This window comes from Nocardia inohanensis NBRC 100128, from assembly GCF_001612945.1.
Lineage (GTDB): Bacteria > Actinomycetota > Actinomycetes > Mycobacteriales > Mycobacteriaceae > Nocardia > Nocardia inohanensis.
The window spans coordinates 534,721-558,301 of the sequence record NZ_BDBK01000002.1; the positions used below are offsets into that span (position 1 = coordinate 534,721).

General features: G+C 67.8%; 21 protein-coding genes and 1 pseudogene. 10 read left to right on the top strand and 12 right to left on the bottom strand.

What is annotated here, in order from left to right:
* The first annotated feature begins 34 nt into the window (after nucleotides 1-34).
* Together NI1_RS08755 and rsmA are read left to right on the top strand one after the other, a co-directional pair.
* Nucleotides 35-1,192 (top strand): alpha/beta fold hydrolase, encoded by a 1,158-nt coding sequence (locus NI1_RS08755; RefSeq protein ID WP_067817979.1) that lies wholly within the window; start codon nucleotides 35-37, stop codon nucleotides 1,190-1,192.
* A gap of 26 nt (nucleotides 1,193-1,218) precedes the next feature.
* Nucleotides 1,219-2,100, top strand: coding sequence for a 16S rRNA (adenine(1518)-N(6)/adenine(1519)-N(6))-dimethyltransferase RsmA (rsmA, locus tag NI1_RS08760; RefSeq protein ID WP_067816628.1), 882 nt, complete (start codon nucleotides 1,219-1,221; stop codon nucleotides 2,098-2,100).
* Nucleotides 2,101-2,124: 24 nt separating this feature from the next.
* Here rsmA and NI1_RS08765 read toward each other — a convergent pair whose 3' ends face one another.
* The 3 genes and pseudogenes from NI1_RS08765 to NI1_RS08775 form a co-directional block, all read right to left on the bottom strand.
* Nucleotides 2,125-2,652 (bottom strand): LpqN/LpqT family lipoprotein, encoded by a 528-nt coding sequence (locus NI1_RS08765; RefSeq protein ID WP_169815555.1) that lies wholly within the window; start codon nucleotides 2,650-2,652, stop codon nucleotides 2,125-2,127.
* A gap of 85 nt (nucleotides 2,653-2,737) precedes the next feature.
* Nucleotides 2,738-3,085: pseudogene (locus NI1_RS37055) on the bottom strand (LpqN/LpqT family lipoprotein); the annotation flags it as partial.
* 54 nt (nucleotides 3,086-3,139) lie between these two features.
* Entirely contained in the window at nucleotides 3,140-3,574 is a 435-nt protein-coding gene (locus NI1_RS08775; RefSeq protein ID WP_218026715.1) for an SRPBCC family protein, read from the bottom strand.
* A gap of 86 nt (nucleotides 3,575-3,660) precedes the next feature.
* Between NI1_RS08775 and NI1_RS08780 the strand changes: the two genes are divergently transcribed.
* Nucleotides 3,661-5,049 carry an SWIM zinc finger family protein gene (locus tag NI1_RS08780; RefSeq protein WP_067816638.1) on the top strand — a complete coding sequence of 463 codons (1,389 nt, stop codon included), beginning with the start codon at nucleotides 3,661-3,663 and terminating at the stop codon, nucleotides 5,047-5,049.
* A 32-nt stretch (nucleotides 5,050-5,081) separates the two neighbouring features.
* Complete coding sequence (locus NI1_RS08785) at nucleotides 5,082-7,511, top strand: hypothetical protein (protein ID WP_067816641.1); 2,430 nt, start codon at nucleotides 5,082-5,084, stop codon at nucleotides 7,509-7,511.
* Between the two features lie 66 nt (nucleotides 7,512-7,577).
* Here the strand turns inward: NI1_RS08785 and NI1_RS08790 are convergent, their stop codons facing one another.
* The 4 genes from NI1_RS08790 to NI1_RS08805 all read right to left on the bottom strand — a co-directional run bounded on the left by NI1_RS08790 (nucleotide 7,578) and on the right by NI1_RS08805 (nucleotide 11,635).
* Entirely contained in the window at nucleotides 7,578-9,818 is a 2,241-nt protein-coding gene (locus tag NI1_RS08790) for a heavy metal translocating P-type ATPase (RefSeq protein ID WP_067816644.1), read from the bottom strand.
* Nucleotides 9,818-10,708 (bottom strand): DUF8832 domain-containing protein, encoded by an 891-nt coding sequence (locus NI1_RS08795; RefSeq protein ID WP_067816648.1) that lies wholly within the window; start codon nucleotides 10,706-10,708, stop codon nucleotides 9,818-9,820. Before NI1_RS08795 ends, NI1_RS08790 begins: the two co-directional genes overlap by 1 nt.
* A 1-nt stretch (nucleotide 10,709) precedes the next feature.
* Nucleotides 10,710-10,916: a heavy-metal-associated domain-containing protein gene (locus NI1_RS08800; RefSeq protein WP_067816651.1), complete on the bottom strand. Its 207-nt coding sequence runs from the start codon at nucleotides 10,914-10,916 to the stop codon at nucleotides 10,710-10,712.
* A gap of 104 nt (nucleotides 10,917-11,020) precedes the next feature.
* Nucleotides 11,021-11,635, bottom strand: a complete 615-nt coding sequence (locus tag NI1_RS08805) for a TetR/AcrR family transcriptional regulator (protein ID WP_067816654.1) — start codon at nucleotides 11,633-11,635, stop codon at nucleotides 11,021-11,023.
* Nucleotides 11,636-11,728: 93 nt separating this feature from the next.
* Here NI1_RS08805 and NI1_RS08810 point away from each other — a divergent pair, with 93 nt between their 5' ends.
* The 3 genes from NI1_RS08810 (at nucleotide 11,729) to NI1_RS08820 (ending at nucleotide 15,387) form a co-directional block, all read left to right on the top strand.
* On the top strand, nucleotides 11,729-12,481 hold the full coding sequence (locus NI1_RS08810) for an SDR family oxidoreductase (protein WP_067816657.1): 753 nt from the start codon (nucleotides 11,729-11,731) through the stop codon (nucleotides 12,479-12,481).
* Nucleotides 12,482-12,500: 19 nt separating this feature from the next.
* Nucleotides 12,501-13,439, top strand: coding sequence for a 4-(cytidine 5'-diphospho)-2-C-methyl-D-erythritol kinase (locus NI1_RS08815; protein ID WP_067816660.1), 939 nt, complete (start codon nucleotides 12,501-12,503; stop codon nucleotides 13,437-13,439).
* 145 nt (nucleotides 13,440-13,584) lie between these two features.
* The gene (locus NI1_RS08820; RefSeq protein WP_067816663.1) at nucleotides 13,585-15,387 is read left to right on the top strand and encodes an ABC-F family ATP-binding cassette domain-containing protein; all 1,803 of its coding nucleotides are present in this window, start codon (nucleotides 13,585-13,587) and stop codon (nucleotides 15,385-15,387) included.
* Here the strand turns inward: NI1_RS08820 and NI1_RS08825 are convergent.
* Complete coding sequence (locus NI1_RS08825; RefSeq protein WP_067816666.1) at nucleotides 15,370-16,269, bottom strand: LysR family transcriptional regulator; 900 nt, start codon at nucleotides 16,267-16,269, stop codon at nucleotides 15,370-15,372. The genes NI1_RS08820 and NI1_RS08825 overlap by 18 nt on opposite strands.
* Nucleotides 16,270-16,339: 70 nt before the next feature.
* On the opposite strand from NI1_RS08825, the gene dapA reads away from it, so the two are divergent.
* The gene (gene dapA / locus NI1_RS08830; RefSeq protein WP_067816669.1) at nucleotides 16,340-17,203 is read left to right on the top strand and encodes a 4-hydroxy-tetrahydrodipicolinate synthase; all 864 of its coding nucleotides are present in this window, start codon (nucleotides 16,340-16,342) and stop codon (nucleotides 17,201-17,203) included.
* Here dapA and NI1_RS08835 read toward each other — a convergent pair.
* Nucleotides 17,200-18,078, bottom strand: a complete 879-nt coding sequence (locus NI1_RS08835) for an Abi-alpha family protein (RefSeq protein WP_245663136.1) — start codon at nucleotides 18,076-18,078, stop codon at nucleotides 17,200-17,202. The genes dapA and NI1_RS08835 overlap by 4 nt on opposite strands.
* Complete coding sequence (locus tag NI1_RS08840) at nucleotides 18,075-19,397, bottom strand: DUF445 domain-containing protein (protein ID WP_067817985.1); 1,323 nt, start codon at nucleotides 19,395-19,397, stop codon at nucleotides 18,075-18,077. Before NI1_RS08840 ends, NI1_RS08835 begins: the two co-directional genes overlap by 4 nt.
* 350 nt (nucleotides 19,398-19,747) lie before the next feature.
* Here NI1_RS08840 and NI1_RS39180 point away from each other — a divergent pair, with 350 nt between their 5' ends.
* Both NI1_RS39180 and NI1_RS08850 read left to right on the top strand, forming a co-directional pair.
* On the top strand, nucleotides 19,748-20,623 hold the full coding sequence (locus NI1_RS39180) for an Abi-alpha family protein (RefSeq protein WP_067816672.1): 876 nt from the start codon (nucleotides 19,748-19,750) through the stop codon (nucleotides 20,621-20,623).
* 145 nt (nucleotides 20,624-20,768) lie between these two features.
* On the top strand, nucleotides 20,769-21,293 hold the full coding sequence (locus NI1_RS08850; protein WP_067816674.1) for a nuclear transport factor 2 family protein: 525 nt from the start codon (nucleotides 20,769-20,771) through the stop codon (nucleotides 21,291-21,293).
* A gap of 3 nt (nucleotides 21,294-21,296) precedes the next feature.
* Here the strand turns inward: NI1_RS08850 and NI1_RS08855 are convergent, their stop codons facing one another.
* Together NI1_RS08855 and NI1_RS08860 are read right to left on the bottom strand one after the other, a co-directional pair.
* Complete coding sequence (locus tag NI1_RS08855; protein ID WP_067816677.1) at nucleotides 21,297-22,922, bottom strand: peptide chain release factor 3; 1,626 nt, start codon at nucleotides 22,920-22,922, stop codon at nucleotides 21,297-21,299.
* Nucleotides 22,923-22,964: 42 nt separating this feature from the next.
* Nucleotides 22,965-23,528, bottom strand: a complete 564-nt coding sequence (locus tag NI1_RS08860) for a TetR/AcrR family transcriptional regulator (RefSeq protein WP_245663137.1) — start codon at nucleotides 23,526-23,528, stop codon at nucleotides 22,965-22,967.
* Nucleotides 23,529-23,581: the final 53 nt, after the last annotated feature.

Here is a 23,581-nt window from a genome sequence, read left to right on the forward strand (position 1 = left end):
TGTTGATCATGGGTCGGGGCTGATGGAGGGTTTCATGCGGTTGTTCGGTTGGCGGACGCGGATTTTCACCGCGGCCGTGGCGTCCACGGGTGCGTTGCTGGTGCTGCCGGGAGTTCCGGCGCAGGCCGCGACCGCGGGCAGCGTGATCGAAACCGTCTCCGCCCCGGAGGGATTCCGCGGGCTGCCCAACGGGACCGTCATCGACTACTGGACGACGCGCTCCAACGGCGAAGCGGTGCAGGCCAGCGGCGCGCTCTTCGTGCCGGACGGCCCGGCCCCGGCGGGCGGCTGGCCGATCATGGCCTACGACCACGGCACCTCCGGTATGGGCCCGGACTGCGGCGGCCAGACCAGCACCAAATTCAGCCGCCCCAACGAGGACAAGATCCTCCAGTACTTCCTGAACAAGGGCTTCGCCGTCGTCGCGCCCGACTACCTCGGCCTGGGACGGTTCGACACCGGCCCGCACCCGTACCTGGAGATCCGCACCGAGGCCACCGCCACCATCGACCTGGTCAAGGCGGCCCGCGCGGCAAACCCGCAGCTCTCGCGCACCTGGGCGGCCACCGGCTTCTCGCAGGGCGGGCATGCCGCGCTCGGCGCGGCCAACCTCCAGCACGCCGAAGCCGCGGACCTGGATTTCCGCGGCACCATCGCCGTCGACCCGGCCTCCGATATCGAGAAGGTCGCGCCGATCGTCGGCCCGTACGTGCCGGCGATCCCCGGTGATGCCGGCACCGGCGTCAACGGATTCGTGGTCAGCATCATGGCCGGGCTCCGCGCCACCCATCCGGAGCTGGATCTCGACAGCTACCTGACGCCGCGCGGCAAGCAGACGCTGGACCGGATCTCGGGGCTGTGCTTCCGCGACATCATGACCGAGGTACAGGGGATGAGCATCGGCGATCTGGTGAACAAGCCGTTGAACGACGACCGCTTCCGCACCGCCATCGACACCTATATGACCGTGCCGACCAGCGGTTACGACGCGCCGATCCTGTTGCTGCTGAACACCAATGACATCACCGTGCCCTCGCCGCTGCACGCCGCGCTGGCCGCCCAGTTCGCCGCCAACGGCGTGGACTTCCAGACGGTCGTCGGCAATGGCACGCACACCCAGGTGAGCCCGGCCATGTGGGATGCCATCGGCGCGTTCAGCGATCGCATTCTGGCCACCCCGACCCGGCCCTGACCTCAGGGTTTGATAGATTTTCCAGAATGTCCGAACCCGAGAACGCCGGCCGAGGTAAAGCCGCCCTGCTGGGCCCCGCCGAAGTGCGCGAGCTGGCCGAGCGTTTCGGGGTTCGCCCCACCAAGCAATTGGGGCAGAACTTCGTCCACGATGCCAACACCATGCGGCGGATCGTGGCCACGGCCGGGGTCGGGCGCGACGATGTGGTCCTCGAGGTCGGCCCCGGCCTGGGGTCGCTGACCCTGGCCGCGCTGGATGTGGTGGACCGGGTGATCGCGGTCGAGATCGACCCGACCCTGGCGAAGCATCTGCCGGAGACGGTTCGCGACCGCGCACCGGAGCTGGCGGACCGCCTGACGGTGGTCGGCATGGACGCCATGAAGGTGACCCGCGCCGACCTCCCCGCCGCACCCACCGCCCTGGTCGCCAACCTGCCCTACAACGTGGCCGTCCCGGTCCTGCTCCACCTGCTCGCCGAATTACCCACCATCCGAACCACTTTGGTGATGGTCCAGCTGGAAGTGGCCGACCGCCTCGCCGCCACCCCCGGCGGCCGCATCTACGGCGTCCCCAGCGTGAAGGCCGGCTTCTTCGGCACCGTCCGCCGTGCCGGCACCGTCGGCCGCCAAATCTTCTGGCCCGTACCGCAAGTCGAATCCGGCCTGGTCCGCATCGACCGCTACGAAGACGCCCCCTGGCCTCAGGACGAAGACTTCCGCCGCAAGGTCTACGACGTCGTGGACGCCGCCTTCGCCCAGCGCCGCAAAACCCTCCGCGCCGCCCTCTCCGGCTGGGCCGGTTCCCCCGTCGAAGCCGAAAAGCGCCTCACCGCAGCGGGAATCGCCCCCACCGCCCGCGGCGAAACCCTCGACACCGCCGCCTTCGTCCGGCTCGCCGCCCAGAACTGAGCGAGCCGGACGTCAGCGCCATCGTCAGACGGAAACGCTGAGCCCCTCGATAACGGTCGCCGCATCCGCCCCATCGTGATCATCGCGAATGGTGACGGTCAACTGCACCAAGTACTGCTCGGCCCCGTTCTCCACCACCACATACCGGTGATAAGTCCACAACTGGAACGGCTCGACCTTGTAATTCCCGGTGATCCCCGCCGACGGAAACCCCCCGAAGTCAGCGATATCGGTCTCACTGTCCCGCCACTCCGGCAGCCGCCGCGCATCCCCGAACGCAAAACTCAACAGCTCCTTGGCATCCACCGCCTTGGAGAACTTCACCACCAACACCACGGCGTTATCAGCCCACCCACCCTCGGGCGCCTGCGTCCAAACCCCGTAAGCCCCCGGGAACAACTGCGCCGGCACCTGCTGCCACCCACCCGGCACCGCGATCGTCACCACCGGCGCACCAGCGGTCCCGGCCTCCACGGGCGTGGCCTCCACACCGGCACCGGCGAGATATTCGGCAATGCTCGGATGCGCATCGGTCGGGTTGGCGGACGTCATCAGCTTCCTCCTCAGGCTGCGGTCGGCCGATCCCATACGGGGACGGCGGGGTGAACCCTACCGCTGCGCGCTCTCCCGAGGGTCGTCAGGACAGCTCGAACGGACGGTAGGACTCCGCCGCCGGATCGGCGATCGCCAGTCCCTCGGAGATCGCCACCACGTCGGCGTCGGCGTGCCCGGCACGGACGGTGACGGTGAGCTGGATCAGGTACCACCGATCACCGAAATCGCTGAGCACATAGCGGGTATGCGCCCACAGTACGAGTTGGTCCACGATATAGGTCCCAGTGATTGATGCCGCTGGAAAGTCTTGGCACACAGCATTTTCCGTGCCGACGTCGCGCCATTCCGGAAGGCGCCGTGAATCTGTGAAGGCGTGCCGCGGCAATTCCTCGCCGGGCAGCGGTCGCGACAGCCGCCCTACCAGTAGTACGGCTACCGAGTGGGCGAATTCGTGGCAATCTTGGGGTGGGCGGGTCGTCGCAGGTCAGGCGGTTGCGGCTTGCTCGATGGTTTCGCGGATTACCTGGAGTCCGCGTTCGATGCGGAGCCGGGCTTCGTCGGCGGCGGCGTGCGGCAGCACGTCGGTGATCCATACCAGACGGGCGCGGCCGTCGGGTTCGGCGAAGACCTGGAACGCGGCGTGGTGGTGGGTGATGGGGAGGCGGAAGCCGTCTGTCGCGGAATAGGCGAGGCGGCGGGTTTCGTCGTCCACGGTGACTATGTGTTCGCGGATTACGTAGCCGCCGGGCATGCTCAGGTAGCGGGTGTCACCGTCGACGCGGGTGTCGGTGACGTAGCCGGGTAGCAGTCGATGGTGCACGTTTCCGGTGTCTCGCAATGCGTTCCAGACCTGATCCGGAGTGGCTGCGATGACCGCGGATGCGGTGACGGTGGCGATGACGGCTCCAATCTGTTCCACGCCAGGGTAGGCGGGGGTGCCGACAGTCGATCTGGCGGTGCGGGGCAGGTGCTGGATTGTCGGTGGGTGGACCTACGGTTCGGCGCATGAGTTCGACTGCGGTGCATTCACTTACGTATCTTCGGCCTTCGGGGCTGGAGCGATCGGGCGGGCGGGATCTGCTCGGGTTGCAGACCAGTGGGGGGAGTACGCCTGCCGGGGCGGTGGCCAATCCGACTTTCTTCCGGGGGTTTCTGACGCGGCCCGAGGTGGCGGCGTGCGGGCTGCTGGCGGTGGCCGATGTGGCGGGGGCGCGGTATTACGATCCGCGGCAGGTGCGGGCGGCTTCGCTGGATCCGGTGGTGACGGCAAATGGGGATCGGCTGCGGTTCGAGTCGTTTTCGGCTTGTTGCGGGGTGCATGCGCGGCTCGATGTGCTCGATGGCGGGCTGGATGGGGAAATCGGCTGGGGAACAACGAATGTGGATGTGAATTCGCCGCTGCGGGATGCGTTGAACGGGGTGGGGGCGGGGGATCCGCTGCATTTGACGGTCGGGCCGGATGAGCTCGCGGTGGCCACGGTGGGGGATCGGGTGGTGGAGAAGAAGGTGCCGCTGCCGGATCGATGGTTGCGGGGGTTCGCCGAAACGCAGGTGATCACAGCGGGTTTCGAGCTCCAGGCCGAAGTTTCCGCCGCCGAGGCGATGCGGTTCCTGCGCGGGCTGCCACGGTCGGGCAGTGCCGCGTCCCGGGGCGGGCAGTGGGTGGTGGTGGCCGGTGGGCGGTTGCGGGTGACTTCGCGGCCCGCGCCGGGGGCGGTGTGCCTGCCGGGTCCGCAGCGGCTGGCGGCGCTGCATCGGGTACTGCGGCATGCGGATTCGCTGCGCTTGTACGGTCCGGCGGCCGCCGCCGGCAGTCCGCTGCTGGCCTCCGCCTGGGAGATCGGTCTGGCCGGAATGCGGCTCACCCTCACGTTGTCGCCCGAGGCGGGGCGCGGATTCTCCGGTGAGGGAACGGTTTTGGACGGGCTCGCCGATGCGGACGCCGATGCCGATGCGGAGTTGCTGTCGGTGCTGCTCGCCTGGGACCCGCGCATCGACCTCGGTGATCTCGCGGCGGGTTCCGGCTTGCCGATCGAACGAGTCCGGGCGGGCCTGACGCGGCTCGGGGTCGACGGGCGGATCGGCTACGACATGGCCGAAGCGGCGCACTACCATCGCGAATTGCCTTATGCCGCAGGCCGGGTCGAGCGGCACAATCCACGATTGAAGGCGGCGCGCGAGCTGGTCGCCGCCGGGGGAGTGCGCGTGGACGCCCGCGATCCCGAGCTGGCCGATGTGGCGTCGGGCGGCTATACACATCGTGTCCGTTCGAGCGCGGACGGCGGCTTCGTCTGCACCTGCGATTGGTGGGCGGAGACGCGCGGCAACCGCGGGCCGTGCCGTCATGCGCTGGCGGTGCGGATCGTTCGACGCACCGCGTCCGAAGCCCGCTGACTATCGACACGTATTGACGCTTAGGAAAATTCATGACCGAAACCATCGACGCCGGTCGTCTGCTGCACCTGGAACCGGCGCACATTCCCGCTCATCTCGCCCGGATGACAGCGGCGGAACGCCGAGCCATGACGCCCGCGCTGAAGCAGGCGCGTTCCGCACTGCCGCGCCGCGATTGGTGGGAGCCGAGCACCGAAACACAGGTGGCGGTGCAACTCTGGGGGCTCGGCTGCCTGTCCACGCCGAAAGCGGTCGCCGGCTGGCTGACCGTCGGGGCCACCCGGCTGGCCGATACCGCTCCCGAACTGTTGCTCGCCTGTCTGGAAGCGGGTGCACGAGACAACGCCTGGCGGGCCGAGCTCGCGGAACTGCTGGCGGCCGGGCGTGCGGAGCGCTGGCTGGGCTTGCCGTACTTTCCGCTGATCGTCCATCTGGTGCGTACTTCGGGTGCGCAGGCCCCCACCACCGACGAATTCGTCCGATCCTGGGTCGGCCGCCGGTTCAACGAAGATCAGTTGAGCGATCCGTGGCCCGTGCACCAGCTCCCGACCGGCCCGAACCTGTTGGCGCGGTTGCGTATCGACCCGTTTCTGCCCACGCTGGCCCGCCGCGTGGCCGAGGTGACCGGCCTCTTCCTCGCGGACCACCCGCACGATCTCCAGAACTCCTGGCCGCATGCGCTGAACGTGCTGTCCCGCGAGGGCGTCATCGACCGGGAGGCCCTGCACACCTGCACCTTGAATGCCTTGCAGCGCAATGACGGCCGCCCCGCCGACACCGTGAGCCGACTGAGCGTGCTCACCGCCTTGCACGCCGAGCCGAGCGAATGCGTCAGCCGGGTGGACGCCTACACGCGGCTGCTCATCGAGGCGCGGTCCACGGTGGCCGGACACGCGCAACAGGTTCTCATCGGATTGCACGATGCGGGCCTGCTGCCCGCCGCCGAGGTGATGGCATTCTCCGATGAGGTGCTGGCCCGGAGCGAGAAGAAACTCGTTCGCGCCCAGATAAGTTGGATGGAACGGATCGTGCGTGCCGAACCGGCGCAGATTCCGGCCGCTGTCCGAACCTGGGCCGCGGCGCTCGCCGATTTCGAGGACGCGGCGCTGCGCGCCCGCATCGAGAAGCTGATCACCCGCTACCTGCCGCAAGCCGACGACGACACCCGGATGGACCTGGCCGTCCCCGAGCCCGAACCCGAACTGGAAGAACAGTTCTCGCTTCCGCTCCCGCCTGCCCCCGCGCCCCTCACCGGCCTGCCCGCCGGCCCGGCCGACACCGCCGAGGCGCACCGCTGGCTCATTGCCCAGGGCTGGGACGATCCCTTGCACGGCGAGCGATTCCTCGATGGCCTGATCCGTTTCACCCACGCGGACCGCCCGGCACTGAAAACAGCACTCGAACCGGCACTACGAGCCGAGTTGAATGCCACGCACGCCGGCGATTCCGGCTGGACCCTCCGCAAGTGGTGGACGTCGTACGGCTGGACCCCGTCGAGCGTGTCCGCCATCGCGATCGGTCTGCTCCATGATCGACCGATCGGCCCCTGGCCCGACGACCTGCTCACCCTGCGCATGGTCGAATGGGCCGAGCTGGTCCTGGCCGGGGCGCCGCTACCGCCGTGCGCGCTGGCCACACCGACCTTCGAGAACGGCCAGATCGCCGCGGCGGAACTGGTGGAGCGCCTGCGCCTGCACGGCGAGGCCGGGGTGCGGCCCGGCCCGATCGAATTCGCGCAGGCATTGGTGCGTGTGCTTCCGGCCACGGACGCCGAAACGCTCACGGCGGCCGCAGATCTCGGCACACCCGAAGGGTTCCGCCTGGCCGCGGTGCTGCGCGGCGAACCGCTCACCGAACTTCCCGCCCCCTTCGACAAGGTCCAGTCCGGACCGCCCGACGAGTGGTACTCGCTCCCGGTGCAGCCGATCGAATTCCCCCAACCGGAAGTGCTGGCTCAATGGCAGCTCTGGGAGTGGCCCGACAACGAGGTGTCGATGCGGCTGGCGGAACTACCGGGCGCGAAGGGCCCGGTCGTCCACCGTCGCGTCCTGCACGCCATGGTCGCCGAGAACGCCCAAGCCCGCACCGCGAGCGTCGACGCCCTCGTCGCCTTGGCCGCCACCGGGCAGCTGCAACCGCGATTGCTCGCCGCCGAACTGTCCGACTCGATGATCGCCAAACGCGTGGCGAGCTCACTCCGCGATGCCGTGGTCGCGCTGGGTGCGCGACACGCCTGGCCGGTGATCGATGCGCTGCTGCCCCCACTGCTGTTGCGCGACAAGACAACCGGCCTCGCGGATGTGCTTGCGGTAGCCGCCGATTGCGCCCGCCGCTGCGGCGCCGTAGCCGATTACCCGGCCGTGCGGGAATTGGCGCAACGCTCCGGTAAGGCGCGCTTGACCCTGGAAGCACAGGCATTGCTCGCGGCGTTCGCGGCGCAACCGGCACCGGGGGCCGATTGATCCCGGAGACACGCGAAAGGGCCGTCCGGATCGGGGGGATCCGAACGACCCTGGGGCGGAACAGTTTCAGCCGCGGAAGCGGCGCAGGCGCAGGCTGTTGCTGACCACGAAGACGCTGGAGAGCGCCATCGCCGCACCGGCGAGCATCGGGTTCAGCAGGCCGGCGGCGGCCAATGGAATCGCCGCCACGTTGTAGCCGAAGGCCCAGAACAGATTGCCCTTGATGGTGCGCAGGGTGGCGCGGGACAGCTTGATCGCGGTGGGTACCGCGCGCAGATCGTCTCGCACCAGGGTCAGGTCGGCGGCCTCGATGGCGACATCGGTGCCGGTGCCCATGGCCAGGCCCAGATCGGCCTGGGCCAGGGCCGCGGCATCGTTGACGCCGTCGCCGACCATGGCCACCACCTTGCCTTCGGCCTGGAGCTTCTGGACCACGTCCAGCTTGTCGCTGGGCAGCACCTCGGCGATGACCTCGTCGATGCCGACCTGATCCGCGACGGTGCGGGCGGTGGCGGCATTGTCTCCGGTCAGCAGCACGGGGGTGAGCCCGAGTTCCTTCATCTCCGAAATAGCTCGGGCGCTGGTCGGTTTGACCGCATCGGCGATGACCAGCACGCCGCGCGCCTTGCCGTCCCAGGCCACCACGATCGCGGTGTTCCCGGCCTGCTCGGCCCGAGTCTTGGCGTCCGCCAAGGACTCCGGCAGTTCGATCGACCAGTCGTCGAGCAGCTCGTTACGTCCGATGACGACCGCACGCTCACCGACCAGGCCCTGCACACCCTTGCCGCCGTGGCTCACGAACTGCTCCACCTGTTCGGTGTCCAGCCCGCGTTCCTTGGCCCCGTTCACCACGGCCTTGGCGACCGGATGCTCGGATCCGTGCTCGACCGCCGCGGCGACCGACAGCAGTTCCTCGATATCCTGACCGGCCGCCGGAATCGCTTCGGCGAGGGTCATTTTGCCGGTGGTCACGGTGCCGGTCTTGTCCAGCACCACGGTGTCTATGCGCCGGGTGGATTCGAGCACCTGCGGACCTTTGATCAGGATGCCCAGTTGCGCGCCGCGCCCGGTGCCGACCAGCAGCGCGGTCGGGGTGGCCAGACCGAGGGCGCACGGGCAGGCGATGATCAGCACCGCCACCGCCGCACCGAAGGCGGTCGCCACGGCCGCGCCGGTGCCCAGCCAGAAGCCCAGCGCCGCAACCGAAATCGCGATCACGATCGGCACGAACACGCCCGCCACCCGATCGGCCAGCCGCTGTACGGGCGCCTTACCGTTCTGTGCGTCCTCCACCAGCGAGGCCATCTGCGCCAGCTGGGTGTCGGCGCCCACCCGGGTGGCACGCACGGTCAGCAGGCCGCCCGCGTTCACCGTCGCGCCGACCACGGCATCCTCGGGTCCCACCTCGACCGGCACGGATTCACCGGTGAGCATGCTCATGTCGAGCGCCGAATTGCCGCTCACCACCACACCATCGGTGGCGACCTTCTCGCCCGGCCGCACGAGGAACTCCTCGCCGACCTTCAAATCGCTGATGGGGATCCGGATTTCGACGCCGCCGCGCAGCACCGCCACATCCTTCGCACCCAATTCGAGCAGGGCGCGCAGCGCGGATCCGGCCTTCTCCTTGGACCGGGTCTCGAAATACCGGCCCGCGAGGATCGCCACGATCAGCGTCGCCGCCACTTCGAAGTACAGCGCCGAGGACGAATCACCGCGCGAAATAGCAAGGCTGAAGGGGTGTTTCATGCCGGGCATTCCGGCATCTCCCCAGAACAGCGCGTACACCGACCACCCGAAGGCGGCCAGGGTACCCAGCGAGATCAACGTATCCATGGTGGCCGCGCCGTGCTTGGCGTTCACCCAGGCGGCCCGATGGAATTGCGCCCCGCCCCAGAACACGATCGGCGCGGTCAACGTGAGCGACAACCACTGCCAGTTGGTGAATTGCAGCGCCGGGATCATCGCCATCGCCACCACCGGCAGGCCCAGCGCCAGGCTGACCAGCAGCCGGTGACGTAGCTCCTGGGTGGCGGTGCGCGGCGAATCAGCGTCGGACGCTTCGGTTTTCACCGGTTCGTTGTGGTGCACGGCGGCCGTGTAGCCGGTGTCCACCACGGTTTCGATGAGCTTGTCCGGGGTCACCGACTCCGGGAAGCTGACCTTGGCTTTCTCGGTGGCGTAGTTGACGGTCGCGATGACGCCGTCGAGTCGATTGAGCTTCTTCTCGATGCGGGACGCGCAGGAGGCGCAGGTCATTCCGCCGATATCGAGCTCGATCGACCGCTCCGGGGCTGGGGCGCTCATCAGTGACCTCCTCCGTGTTGCGTATGCGCACCCGATTCGGTTGCGGCAGTGGCTGTTGCGTTGGTGAACTCGGCGGTGTGCACGACGCCGCCGTGTTCGAAGTCGAGGTACAGGCGATAGTCGCCGGTGCTCGGAGCCTGGGCGTGGAAGGCCACGTCCGGTCCGGGCGCGGTCTTGCCGACCTCGCCTTCCGGATGTACGTGCAGGTAGGCCAGGTCGCTCGCCCGCAGCGCCACCAGGTGCGCGTACGCGCCGAGGTAGGGCTGTAGATCGGTGACCGGCTTGCCGCCCCGGCTGACGGTGAACTTCAATTCGCTTCCGGCGGTGGACAAGTCGCCGGTGAGTGTGACGTGGTACCCGTCCACCTCGGCGGTCTTCGACGGCGGCGGCAGCGGTTGTGGGTTGGGCTGACCGGCCACATCCACGGTCCGGCTCAGCGTCAGCTCGCCCGGCCCGCCCGCGGGGGAGAAGTCGGCGAAGACCCGATACCTGCCGGGTTCGGCCCACTTCCAATCCAGCGACCAGGTGCCGTCGGCGGCGAGTTGCGGATGCACGTGCCGGAACTGCGTCGCGTCCGTGCGGACCACGATCAAGTGCAGGTTCTGCTCGTGCAGGGTGTTGTACTGCGTGACGGCGCCTTGCGGTCCGGTGATCCGGAATTTCAGTGCGCCGGGCTGATTCGGGGCGGCCGGAGCGCTGACTTCGCCGAGCGTGTAGCCGGATTCGCTGTCCAGCAGACCCGGCGCCGTCTCGTTCTCGTGCCGGCTGTGGTCACTCGCGGTGGAGGCCGGCTCGGACGGGTCGCCCACCAGGGCCCCGATTCCGAGCGCGGCCCCGAAGAGAACGACCAGTCCGCCACCGAAGGCCGCGAACTTGAGTCGATCGTTCATCTCAGCTCGCCACCTCGTACCCGGCCTCGTCCACCGCCGCGACCACGGCGGCATCCGCGAGCGGGGCGCTCGACTCGACCTTGACCAGGCCGGAGGCGAGGTCCACGTCGACACTGGTCACCCCGTCGATCTTGCCGATCTCCTTCTTGACCGATCCGACGCAGTGGCCGCAGGTCATTCCGGTGACGGTGTAGGTGCTGGTGGCCATCGTTCGCTCCTTCGCTCGCGCTTCAAATACGGTGAGGGGGTATCCCCGACACCCAGAAACATACCCCCCATGGGTACCTGGCGCAAGTGCTTCGGTGAAGTGATTCAGCCCTCCTTCGCCTCTTGCGCATTCGGCCAGCTCAGCATGGCCAAGGCTGCCATCCGCTCCAGTTCCGACCGGTCGGCCCCATCGCGCGACGCCTGCGACATGCCGTTCAGCATCGCCCCGGTGAAGCGGGCCAGGGCGCGCGCATCGGTGTCGGCTGGCAACCGCCCGGCGGCGATATCCGCGCGAATCCGGCGCTCGAAGGCTTCGACATTGCCATTGCGCAGGCCGGTCAGCAGATCCCGGACCTCCGTATTCGTGGTGTTGATGCCCGCGTGGATGACCATGCAGCCCGGCGGCTGGTCCGGGGTGGTGTAGATGATCGCGGCCTCGCGCAGGGTGCGCGCCGCGGCGGCCCTGGCGGTCGGTTCCTCCTCGAAGGCCCGGGCCGCGAACCCGCCGTAGCGCTCGCCGTAGGTCTCCAGGGCCTCGTTGAACAGCTTCTGCTTGTCCCCGAAGGCCGCATACAGGCTGGGGGTGCCGATACCGAGCGCTTTGGTCAGGTCGCTGACCGAGGTCGCCTCGTAGCCGCGCTCCCAGAACAGGCGAAGCGCCTTGTCCAGCGCGGCTTCTCGATCGAAGGAGCGGGGCCGACCCCGGGTCTGCATGGCCATGCCTGCAATTTTATAGCGGTCACTAAACAATGTGTTACGGTCCCTTCTGTAACGATCGCTAGATAAATCGATCGATGAACGAAGGAGCAGCTCATGGGCGCACTCACCGGCAAGACGGCACTGGTCACCGGCAGCGGACGGGGTATCGGGCGGGCCATCGCCGAACGGCTCGGACGGGACGGGGCGCGGGTCGGTGTCCACTACAACGGGAATGCCGCGGCGGCCGAGGAGACGGTCGCGGCCGTCGAGGCGGCGGGCGGGGACGCCTTCGCCTTCGCGGCCCCGCTCGGGGTGCCGGGTGACGCCGAGGCCCTCTGGTCCGCCTTCGACGCCCACGCCGACGGCCTGGACATCCTGGTCAACAACGCCGGCACCGACGGCATCCGGGAACCCATCGGGGGTACCGACGAGGAGTCCTTCGACCGCGTCTTCGCGATCAATACCAAGGCCCCGTTCTTCGTCACCAAGCTCGGGCTGGACCGGCTGCGCGACGGTGGCCGCATCGTGAACGTCTCGACCGGGCTGACCAAGGGCGGGCACATGACCTCGCTGATCGCCTACACCATGACCAAGTCCGCGATCGATTCCTTGACCTCGGTCCTCGCCAAGGAACTCGGCGCTCGCGGCATCACCGTCAATGCGGTCGCGCCGGGCGCCATCGACACCGATATGAACGCCGATTGGTTGCGCACCCCCGACGGTCAGGCCGCCACCGCCGCCCTGTCGCCGCTGAATCGCGTGGGGCAACCCGCCGACATCGCGGATATCGTCGGTTTCCTCGCCTCCGACGATTCCCGCTGGGTTACCGGCCAGTGGATCGATGCCACAGGCGGTGCACTGCTCTGAGGGCGATTAGGCTTGCCCCGTGCTGTCTGTCGTGCCGCGTCCCGTGATCGTGCGTGCCCCCTCGAAGGTGAACCTGCACCTCGGCGTGGGCGATCTCCGCGACGACGGATACCACGACCTCACCACGGTCTTCCAAGCCCTTTCCCTCAGTGACGATCTGGAGATCGCACCGGCCGCCGCCATGCGGGTCACCGCGACCGGCGAAGGCGCGGACGAGGTTCCCACCGATTCCACCAACCTGGTGTGGAGAGCGGCCGTCCGGCTGGCCGAGCGGACCGGCCGGGCCCCGCAGGTGGAAATCGGTATCGCCAAAGGCATTCCGGTGGCCGGCGGCATGGCGGGCGGCAGCGCCGACTGCGCCGCCGCCCTGGTCGGCCTGAACGAACTCTGGGAACTCGGCCTGGGCCGGACCGAATTATCGGAAATAGCAGCCGAACTCGGCAGCGACGTGCCGTTCGCCCTGCACGGCGGCACCGCCCTCGGCCACGGTCGCGGCGAGAAACTGCTCCCGGTGCTGTCCCGCAACACCTTCCACTGGGTCCTGGCTCTGGCCAAGGGCGGCCTCTCCACCCCGGCGGTCTTCAAGGAACTCGATCGGCTCCGCGAAGCCGGTGACCCGCCCCGCCTCGGCCAGCCCGAGGAACTGCTACAGGCCCTCGCCTCCGGTGACCCCAAACAATTGGCCCCCCTGCTCGGCAACGACCTGCAAGCCGCCGCCCTGTCCCTGAAACCCGAACTGCGCCGCACCCTCCGCGGCGGCGTCGGGGCGGGCGCTCTCGCGGGCATCGTCTCCGGCTCCGGCCCCACCTGCGCCTTCCTCTGCGAGGACGAGGAGACCGCCGTCGCCGTCGCCGCCGAACTCTCCGGCGCGGGCGTCTGCCGCAGCGTCCGCACCGCCCACGGCCCGGTCCCCGGCGCCCGCGTGATCAGCAATCCGGCCGATACCGCCAAGCGCTGAGCCCGCTCGCCGACTGATTCGGCGAGTATCGGGGTAACTCGCCGGGTACGGGCGAAGCCTCCCGCGTACGCGACCGCCGGTCCGCAACGTGCCCTGAGTAGGCTCTTACAGTTCGGCAGAAGACGCGGAGAGGCGGATAAGCCCGGTGGCCAACCTGATTAACCTCGAACAGGTCAACAAGAGTTTCGGCGTGAAGCCGCTGCTCGACAACGTTTCTCTCGGAGTTCAGGAGGGGGAACGTATCGGGGTCGTGGGTCTGAACGGTGGTGGCAAGACCACGCTGCTCGAGGTGCTGACCGGGATCGAAGCCCCGGACAGCGGCCGGGTGAGCAAGCGCTCCGATGTGCGGATGGCCGTGGTCACCCAGCGTGGTGTGCTGCCCGAGGGCGCGACCGTCGGCGAGGTGGTCCTCGCTGGTTTGGCCGAAGACCAGATGACCGATGGCGTCGCCGAGCACGAGTGGGCCTCCAACACCCGCATCCGTTCGGTCGTCGAGGGCATCGGCATCGCCGATCTGGGTATGGACACCCCGGTCGCGAACCTCTCCGGTGGCGAACGCCGCCGCACCGCCCTTGCCGCGGCTCTGGTGCGCGACCTGGATCTGCTGGTCCTGGACGAGCCCACCAACCACCTCGATGTCGAGGGCGTCCAGTGGCTGGCCGAACATCTGGTCGCCCGCCGCAGCGCCCTCATCGTCGTCACCCACGACCGCTGGTTCCTCGATACCGTCGCCACCCGCACCTGGGAAGTCCAGGGCGGCACCGTGGAAACCTACGAGGGCGGCTACAACGACTGGATCTTCGCCCGCGCCGAACGGGTCCGCCAGGCCGACGCCACCGAAGCCCGCCGCCGCAATCTGGCCCGCAAGGAACTCGCCTGGCTCCGCCGTGGCGCACCCGCTCGCACCTCCAAGCCCCGCTACCGCGTCGAAGCCGCCGAGGCCCTGATCGCCGACGTTCCCGCGCCGCGTGACAGCGTCGAACTGGCATCCTTCGCCCGAAAGCGCCTGGGCCGCGTGGTAATCGAACTCGAGGACGCCACCCTCGCCACTCCCGACGACCGCGAACTGGTCAAAGACCTGACCTGGCGTCTCGCGCCGGGCGAACGAGTCGGTCTGGTCGGCGTGAACGGCTCCGGCAAAACCACCCTCCTGCGCGCCCTCGCCGGCGAACAGGAATTGAAGACCGGCAAGCGAATCCAAGGTCAAACCGTCAAAATCGGCTGGCTCCGCCAGGAACTCGACGACCTCCCCCTGAATATGCGCGTCCTGGAAGCAGTTCAAGACGTAGCCATGCGAACCATGCTGGGCGACAAGGAAATCAGCGCCGGCCAACTCGCCGAACGCCTCGGTTTCACCCCCGCCAAACAACGCACCCCCGTCGGCGACCTCTCCGGCGGTGAACGCCGCCGCCTCCAGCTCACGCGAATCCTGATGAGCGAACCCAACGTGCTGCTGCTCGACGAGCCCACCAACGACCTGGACATCGACACGCTCCAGCAATTGGAGGACATGCTCGACGGCTGGCCCGGCACCATGGTCGTGATCTCCCACGACCGCTACCTCATCGAACGAGTCTGCGACACCACCTGGGCCCTGTTCGGCGACGGCAAACTCACCAACCTCCCCGGCGGCATCGAGGAATACCTGAAGAAGCGAGCCGCCCTGATCGCCGGCAAGGCCGCCCCCGCCCCCGCCTCGCCGACCGCATCGAATACCACTGCCCCCGCAACGGATTCGGCCACCTACCGCGCCGCCCGCAAGGAACTGGCCAAGCTGGAGCGCTCCCTGGAGAAGCTCACCGACCGCGAAGCCAAACTCCACACCGCCCTGGCCGAAGCCGCCACCGACCCCGACAAACTCGTCACCCTCGGCGCGGAGCTCAAACAGGTCCAAGCCGAGAAGGAAGCCACCGAAGAACGCTGGCTGGAACTAGCCGAGGACGCCTAGCCGCCCGGCAGCGGAACGTAATTCGGCGCTCACGGCCGAGAAAGCGGGTTGCGTCCGGCTACCGCGACGGTAGGCGATGCGGGTCCGGCGGCGGATCGGCAGAGCCGTGAGCACCACGCCGGCCGGCACATCGATTGCCGCGAGCTGAGGTACCACCGCGACGCCGACCTCGGCCGCGACCAGGCGCAGCACCGTCGCGAAGTCATCGATCCGATGGGCGATGCGCGGCTCGAACCCCTGCGCCTGGCAGGTTCGCATGGCCATGGTGTGACAGAGCGTCCCGTGATTGCCCACGATCCACCGGCTCTGCGCGTGACTGCGGATCACCTTGTCCCCGGGCACTTCCGGCGGCTCGGCGGATGCCAGGTACACCACTTCGTCGAGCAGCGGTTCGAGTTCGATCCCGGACCCGAGCGTGGACGGCACATTGTCGTATTCGTGCACCAGCGCCATATCGAGTTGACCGCCGCGCAGCAGATCCGGCACCGCGGCGGGATCGACCTCGGTCACCGTCAGCTCCAGAGCCTTTTCGGCCCGGCCGATTGCCAGTAGGGCGGGCAGCACGATCGCCGGGAGCGCGGTCGGAAACGTGCCCAGGCGAATCGATCCGGAAAGACCGGTCTCGTTCGCGGCGAGCGCGGCCTCTGCCCGTTCCAGGTCGGCGAGCACGACTTCGGTGTGTTCGACGAGCAACGCTCCGGCCGGGGTGAGCGTGACCCGGCGGCCGGTGCGGGTCAGCAGTGCCCGGCCGGCTTCCCGTTCCAGGGCCGCGATCTGCTGTGACACCGCGGAAGGCGTGTAGGACAGCGCCTCCGCGACCGCCGCGATGGTCCCGCGATGGGCGAGTTCGCGCAGCAGCCGGAGCTTGCGGATATCGAGCATCAGTTCAGCTTACTGATTGCGTCTAAAACGGTAACTGGATCTTCATTATCCGAGCGCCGAGACTTGCCCCATGACCTTCCAGCCCACGGGCATCTTCGCCCCGCTCGTCACGCCCTTCACCGACACCGGCGAACTCGCCGCCGCCGACCTGGAACGGCTCGCGCACAGTGTGATCCAAGCGGGCGTGGCCGGACTGGTCGCCCTGGGCACTACCGCCGAAGCACCGACCCTGACCCCCGAGGAACGCCGCGAAGTGGTGCGGATCTGCGGCAAGGTCTGCCGGGAACACGAAGTCCCGCTGATCGTCGGCGCGGGCTCCAACGACACCGCCGCTACTGCCCGAGCGCTCACCGCCCTCGCCGACGAGTCCGAGGCCACGGCCGTGCTGTCGGTGGTCCCGTACTACACCCGACCCACCGAAGCCGGCATCGTGGCGCATTTCGAACACCTCGCCGACCGCAGCCCACTTCCCTTGGTGCTCTACAACGTGCCCTACCGCACCGGCCGCGAACTGGGCTGGGAGGCCATCGTCCGGCTGGGATCGCACCCGAACATCGTGGGCGTCAAACAGGCGGTGGGCACGGTGGACACCGATACCGCGCGACTGTTCGCCGAATGCCCCGAAGCGTTCTCGATCCTCGCGGGCGAGGACACCCTCGTCTCCCCGCTGCTGGCGATGGGCGCGGCGGGCGGCATCCTGGCCACCGCGAACATCTTCCCGGCCGAACTCGCCGAACTGTGCCGCCTGTGGCAGAGCGGAAAGGCCGCCGCGGCCCGGGCACTGGGGAACAGCCTGGTAGCACCCGCCGGTGCGCTCTTCACCGAACCGAACCCGACGGTCATCAAGGCCGTGCTGCACGCCCAGGGCCGGATCTCGGCCCCGACGGTCCGCTTGCCGCTGCTGCCCGCCGGAGTGCCGGCGATATTCCGCTAGCCGTGCTGTTCGAGCTGCTGATCCAGCACGGGTACCGGCAGGCAGGTGCGGACGAATCCCGCACCGAAGGAAGTCAATTCGACGGTGCGATAGAGCACCTTGGTGCCGAAGCTGGTGCGCTTCAACAGCTTGCGCACCTCCGGCAACGCCTCCAGCAACTGGTAGCGGTTCGGGTTGCCGAGCGGCTCACGGGAGACATCGATCAGACCGAGCCGGTCCAGATTGGTCAGGTACTCCTCGACCCGATTCGGATAACGCAGGCCCGCGTCTTCGCCGAGCAGCGTGAATTCGGCTCTGCCGGAAGTCCGTCCGGTCCGTACCGCCAGCGCGGGTTGCGGGCCGTCGAGGTACAGGAAGCGCACGATGCGCGCCTCGTCCGGGGCCAGCTCACCCAGAATGCGCGCATAGGCCGGATGGCACGTTTCGTCCTCATCGTGGAAATCGGCCGAGCGGCGCAGCAATTCGGCCCCGCGCGCCCGCAAGGCGGTGGCGGGGGAGACCCCGGCCGCACCGACCGGATCGGCCGCGTCGCCATCGGCCGTGCCGGGCGCCGGCACCCCCAGCGCCTGCCGCACCGAATGCCGCACCTGCGCACCGGCTTCGGAGAGGATCTCGCGCGGCGGCTGTCCCGCCATGCTGCCGCGCAGGACGACCGAGGTGACGCCGAGCGCCGTGCTCAGACTCCACACGCTCGCCTCGACCGCGGCCGACATGGCAACGCGCACAACACTCGTGGTGGTGCGCACCGGTCCCGCCGACGCGGGGCGCGGCGCCGTCACCACCGGCAGCGGTGCGCTCTCGCGCAGCACGATCTCGGTGGAGGTCTCCGCGCCGATATCCGCGGGTTCGTCCTCGCCCGAGCCGGATTCGCTCATACCCATGTGGTAGCCACTCCCGTTCCGAAGATCAGGAGATGAGCGTATCCGGCCAGCAGCCCCAACACGCCGCCATGGACGAACAAAAGCCATTCGTCTTGTTTGATGGCCGAACGCAGCATGTCCACGAACTCCGGCGGGGGCAGCGCCGACATTTGTTTGGCGATGTACTCCTGGACCTGCTTGCCCTGCTTGACATTGAAGGCCGGGTCGGCGAACGCGACGGGTGCGATCTGCATGGTCTCGGAGGTGATGCTGGCCTGCAACGAGTCGTACTCGCGGCTGCCGAGCGCGAACTTCACCACCGAGCGCGCCGGTCCCAGCGCCCGATCGGCCGCAGGCTTGAGAGTGTCCTCCAGCATCTGCATGGTGCGATCCGAGCGCGGGCCGTTCATCAGTTCGTCGCCGATATTGGCGAAGGTCATCACCTCGCTGGCCACCAGATCCGCGTAGCCCTCGGTGATCTCGTCCTGCCGCTTGATGAGCAGCCCCTGCCGCCACGGGCACCACCACTTCGGATAGGCCGGAGCGAAGATCATGTTGATGCCGATCCAGTTGACCACCCAGCCGATGACCACGCCGCCCAGCGGCAGCACCGCCAGCGCCGACCAACCGGTCAGATGCAGGATCCCGACCAGCACCAGGCCCATGGGCGCGCCGAAGTAGAACCCGAAGTTCTGCATGAATCGCAGTTCCTTGGCCCCCAGCACCTGGAACACCGAGTTCAGCATCTGCGGCCGCGCCTGGAAGTAGCGGATAACCATCGATTTCACGTCGAGCAACTGATCGATGTTGTTGCCGAGTTCGTCGGTGAGTTCCCGCAGAATGCTCGGCAGTTGCTCGGCCACCCGCGCGTGCACCATCTCGCGCACCCCATTGGGCAGGTTGTACCAAAGCTGCGGATGTTCGCGTTTCAAAATGTCTTCGACAATGTCGCGAATCTGAAGCTCTGCAATTTCGGTCAAATGTTCAGCAAGCTTGTCGGGCTCCAGTTCCCGATAGAAGTCGCCGACATTCCCGAGTTTCGCCAGCCCTTTGTCGACCGCGATCGAGGCCATCTTGTCCGCACGCGACGGAACGATCCCCTGCCAGCCCATTCGCCCGTCGTACTGCAACAGCGGCAGCACCTGAATCCGCTTGGGCAAGTAGGGAAACAGCGCCGCCAGGCCCGGCATCCGGAAACCGTGGAACGCGAGCGGCTTGAACAGCATGAGCACGCCGGTCCAGTTGGTGATGTAACCGATGACACCGGTGAACAACGGGATCGTGATCAATTCCAGCAATAGTGTCGGATGAACTCCGAAAACACTCTCTAACACGACACCCTCCTGCCGACCCGCACACCGGAACCGCCGCCGGCGCATCAACCCCATCGGCCGATTCGGACCTTACTGGTTCTTTAGGAATCGAGTCCAGTGACGGAGTGTCTGGGTCGGAGATCTCGGTCACAGTGGCGGGCCCCGATGTTCCCTCCCCCTGATGAGACCACGAGAATGGCCCTGACCACATCCATATCGCCTGTGCTTTGGGGGTGTTGGGGGTCATGCCGGCGGGGTACCGCTCGGTGTGAAGGAAGTAGCCTTCGCATGGTTCGCAGGTTCGGGGTGCCTGGGACTCGTGCGGCGGCAATAATCTGTGAACGATCTAGTTCACCTGGCGATATTCGGAGATGGACGTGGCAGACGACAGGACCGGCGAGGTGGTCCGTCCGGGTTCCCGTGCCGTGGAACGCAGTTCTGATGTGGAGCAGCGGGCTATCAGTAATGAGGCCAGGCTGATTCGCGGGGCGTTCCGGGCGGCGGGGCTCGCGGTCGGCACCGCGGTGCGCGGTGGTCAGTGGGCGGTCGGGACCAGCTTCGAGGTCACCAAACAACTGACCCAGGCCGCGCTGGACGGCGAGTCGTCGCAGGATATCGCCGAGCGCACCGGGAACGCGCTGCGGTCGATCGCGCGCAGCGCGCTGGGCGTGACCGAGGGGTCGGTCCGCGAAATCGTCAGCTACGTGCCGACTCCCATGGGTGCGCCGCCGCCGTCCATCAACGGTGGGCTGGTGCGCTCGGGGACCAGTGATGAGCTGCGGCGCCGGGGTGACGCGCTGCTCGCCCGGTCGGCGGATGTGTACTTCACCGAGGATGTGCATCCGGCGTACGACCGGATTCTCGATCAGCTCGCGCCGGACGAGGCGCGGATCCTGCGGTTCATGGCGTTGAACGGGCCGCAGCCGTCGGTGGACGTGCGGACCAACCGGCCGCTGGGGATCGGTTCCGAACTGGTGCAAGGTGATCTCACTTCGGTGCCTGAGCAGGCAGGAGTCCGGTATCCGGACCGCTCACGCCACTACCTGATCAACCTCAGCCGGCTCGGTCTGACCATGACCTCCGAGGATCCGGTGGTGCTTTCGCGCTACATGGTGCTCGAGGTGCAGCCGGTTGTGGAGACAGCTCTCAAGAAGGCCGGCCGCGTTCCAAAGATCGTCCGAAAGAGCCTGCGCCTGACCGAGTTCGGCGAGGACTTCTGCGCCACGTGCTTCAGCATCGGTAACTGAGTCTCCCCCGGAGCTCTCGGGGGCTCTCGAGGGCGCAGCCCCCGAACCCCCTTGACTGCGCACCACACGCGCCGCTGATAGCAATCCGGTACAGATCTGCCGCAATCGGCGAAGGTTCCGCATCCCTGATGGGATTGTGGGGTGTATGGACTCCGAGGCCGTCGCCGCTATCAGCCGGTTGAAGTTCCGGTATCTCCGCGCGTTGGACACCAAGGCGTGGGAGGAGTTCGCGGACACGATGGTCCCGGAGGCGACCGCGACTTATAGCGAATACCTCCAATTCGAATCTCGCGACGCGTTCCTGGCCTTCATGCGCAACACCCTCGGACCGCACGTGATCACCGAACACCGGTGTGACCATCCGGAAATCGATGTGGACGGGGATACGGCCACCGGGACCTGGTATCTCGCGGACACGGTCCTCATCCCCGGGCACAATATGCTGCTGCGCGGCGCGGCCTTCTACTCCGACCAGTACGTCCGATGCGAGGACGGCAAATGGCGGATCGCGCACACCGGCTACGAGCGCACCTATGAGGTCGTGCTGTCACTCTCGGACCTGCCGAGCCTGCGCCTTACCTCCAGCAGATGGGGCTTGATCGCCCGCGACCCGGCGGACGCCCCGCGCACCGAGCCATCCGGTCAGGACGGCTCCGGTACCCTCGGCTGACCCCTATTCGGTTCCGGCGACCAGCAATTCGAGGGTCAGCTTCGGCATCTCCTTGGTGATGTACTGCAACCGCCACTTGTCCGAGAACAGCGCCAGCAGCACGCCGTCGGTCCGGGTGAAGACCTCCACCCCGCGCTGGCGGTTCAACTCCTCCGCCGAGGCGGCATCGGTCTTGCGGGCCAGCTGATAGGGCAGATTGTCCAGCTGCGTCTCGACATTGAACTCGCCCAGCATGCGCGCGGTCACCACCTCGAACTGCATGGGACCGACGGCCGCGAGCACCGGCGAGGCGTCACCGCGAATGTCATTGCGCAGCACCTGCACCACGCCCTCGGAATCGAGCTGATCCATGGCCTTGCGGAACTGCTTGTACTTGCCCGCCGACTGGGCGCGCAGCACCGCGAAATGCTCGGGCGCGAAGGACGGGATCGGCGGGAACTCCACCTTCTTGTCCACATACAGCGTGTGTCCCGGCGCGAGCGCCGTCGCGTTCACCAGACCGACCACGTCACCCGGGTAGGCGGTGTCGACGGTGGTGCGTTCCCGGCCGAACACGGTCAGCGCGTACTTGGTGGCGAACGGCCGCCCGGTCTGCGCGTGCGTCACCACCATGCCGCGCTCGAACTCGCCCGACACGATGCGCATGAACGCCAGCCGGTCCCGGTGCGCGGTGTCCATCCCCGCCTGCACCTTGAAGATGACGGCGCTGAACGGCTGCGTGGTCTCGCGCGGATTCCCGTTCACGTCCTTGCGCCCGCGCGGCGGCGGCGCGAGCTCGACGAGCGTGTCGAGCAGTTGGCGCACACCGAAATTCAGCATGGCGGAGGCATAGATGACCGGCGAGGTGTGCCCCGCCAGGAACAGTTCCTGATCGTGATCCTGCCCCGCCGCCGAGAGCAGTTCGCTCTCCTCGGCCGCGGTCACCCACACATCGCCTTCGCGCTCCAGCGCCTGCTCGGGCGTGTAGTGCTCCTCGGGCGCGATGGTCGCGCCACCCGCGGTCCGGGTGAAGTGAATGTATTCGGTGGCCGCCCCGTCCTCGCCGCGCCGCAGCAGCCCCCGGAAATCCCCGGCGATACCGACCGGCAGGAACAACGGGGTAGGCGTGAGCCCGATCCGATCGACGATCTCATCGAGCAACTCCAGCGGAGCCTGCCCCGGCCGGTCCCACTTGTTGATCACGGTGATAACCGGAATCCCCCGGTCACGCGCGACCTGGAACAGCTTGAGCGTCTGCGGTTCCAGCCCCTTCGCGGCATCGATCAGCATCACCGCCGCATCGACCGCGGTAAGCACGCGATAGGTGTCCTCCGAGAAGTCGGAGTGCCCCGGCGTATCAACCAGGTTGATCACGCAGTCCCCGTACTCGAACTGCAAAGCGGTCGAGCTCACCGAGATACCGCGCGCCTTCTCCATCTCCATCCAGTCGGAAACGGTCGACCGCCGCCCCGCCTTGCCATGAATGGCCCCCGCCTCGGAGATCATCTTCGCGTGCAGCGCCAGCGCCTCGGTAAGCGTCGACTTACCGGCGTCAGGATGCGAGATCACCGCGAACGTACGCCGCCGTGCCGCCTCATCGGCCAGCCGTCCCGAGGACGATGCGGGCGCGCTGGAGGTCGGGGAACTCACGGGGACTCCTTTTTGTGCAGACAAGGCAACCCGACCAGGGTACTAGGCGAGGTGTCGCGCGACCGCTCCGGCCACCAGGCCCCCGGTATCGGCGCCGGGGGCGATGGCTTCGATGCTGCGGTTGACCGTCACGGTGGCGATGCCGTGCAGGTTGGTCCAGAGGTTGAGGGCGCGTTCGCCGGTGGGGTCGTCGGTGGCGGCGGCGACGAGGTTGCGCCACCAGGTGAACATGGGGCGGGTGGTGGTGCGGCGGAGGTCTTCGCCGGCGCCTTCCAGGAGGTCGTGGCGGAACATGAGGGTGAACATTTCCGGGCGTTCGACGGCGAAGGTGAGGTAGGCGCGGCCGGCTCGCTCCACCCGTTCGTGTGGCGTATCCCCTTGTGCCGCTTCGAGTCTGGATTTCAGGTCGGTGTAGCCGCGTGCGGCGACGGCCGCCAGCAGGGAATTGTGGGTGGGGAAGTAGCGGCGGGGGGCGCCGTGGGAGACGCCGGTTTCGCGGGCGATCGCGCGTAGGCCGAGTTGGCTCGCGCCTACCTGTTCGAGCATCTCGACGCCGGCGCTGACCAACCGTTCCCGCAACGGTTCCACGACTTCCATGACGGTCATTCTGGTCGCCTTTCCGCCGAAACTGTTGTAGACACTGTCTATCAGATGGTAGA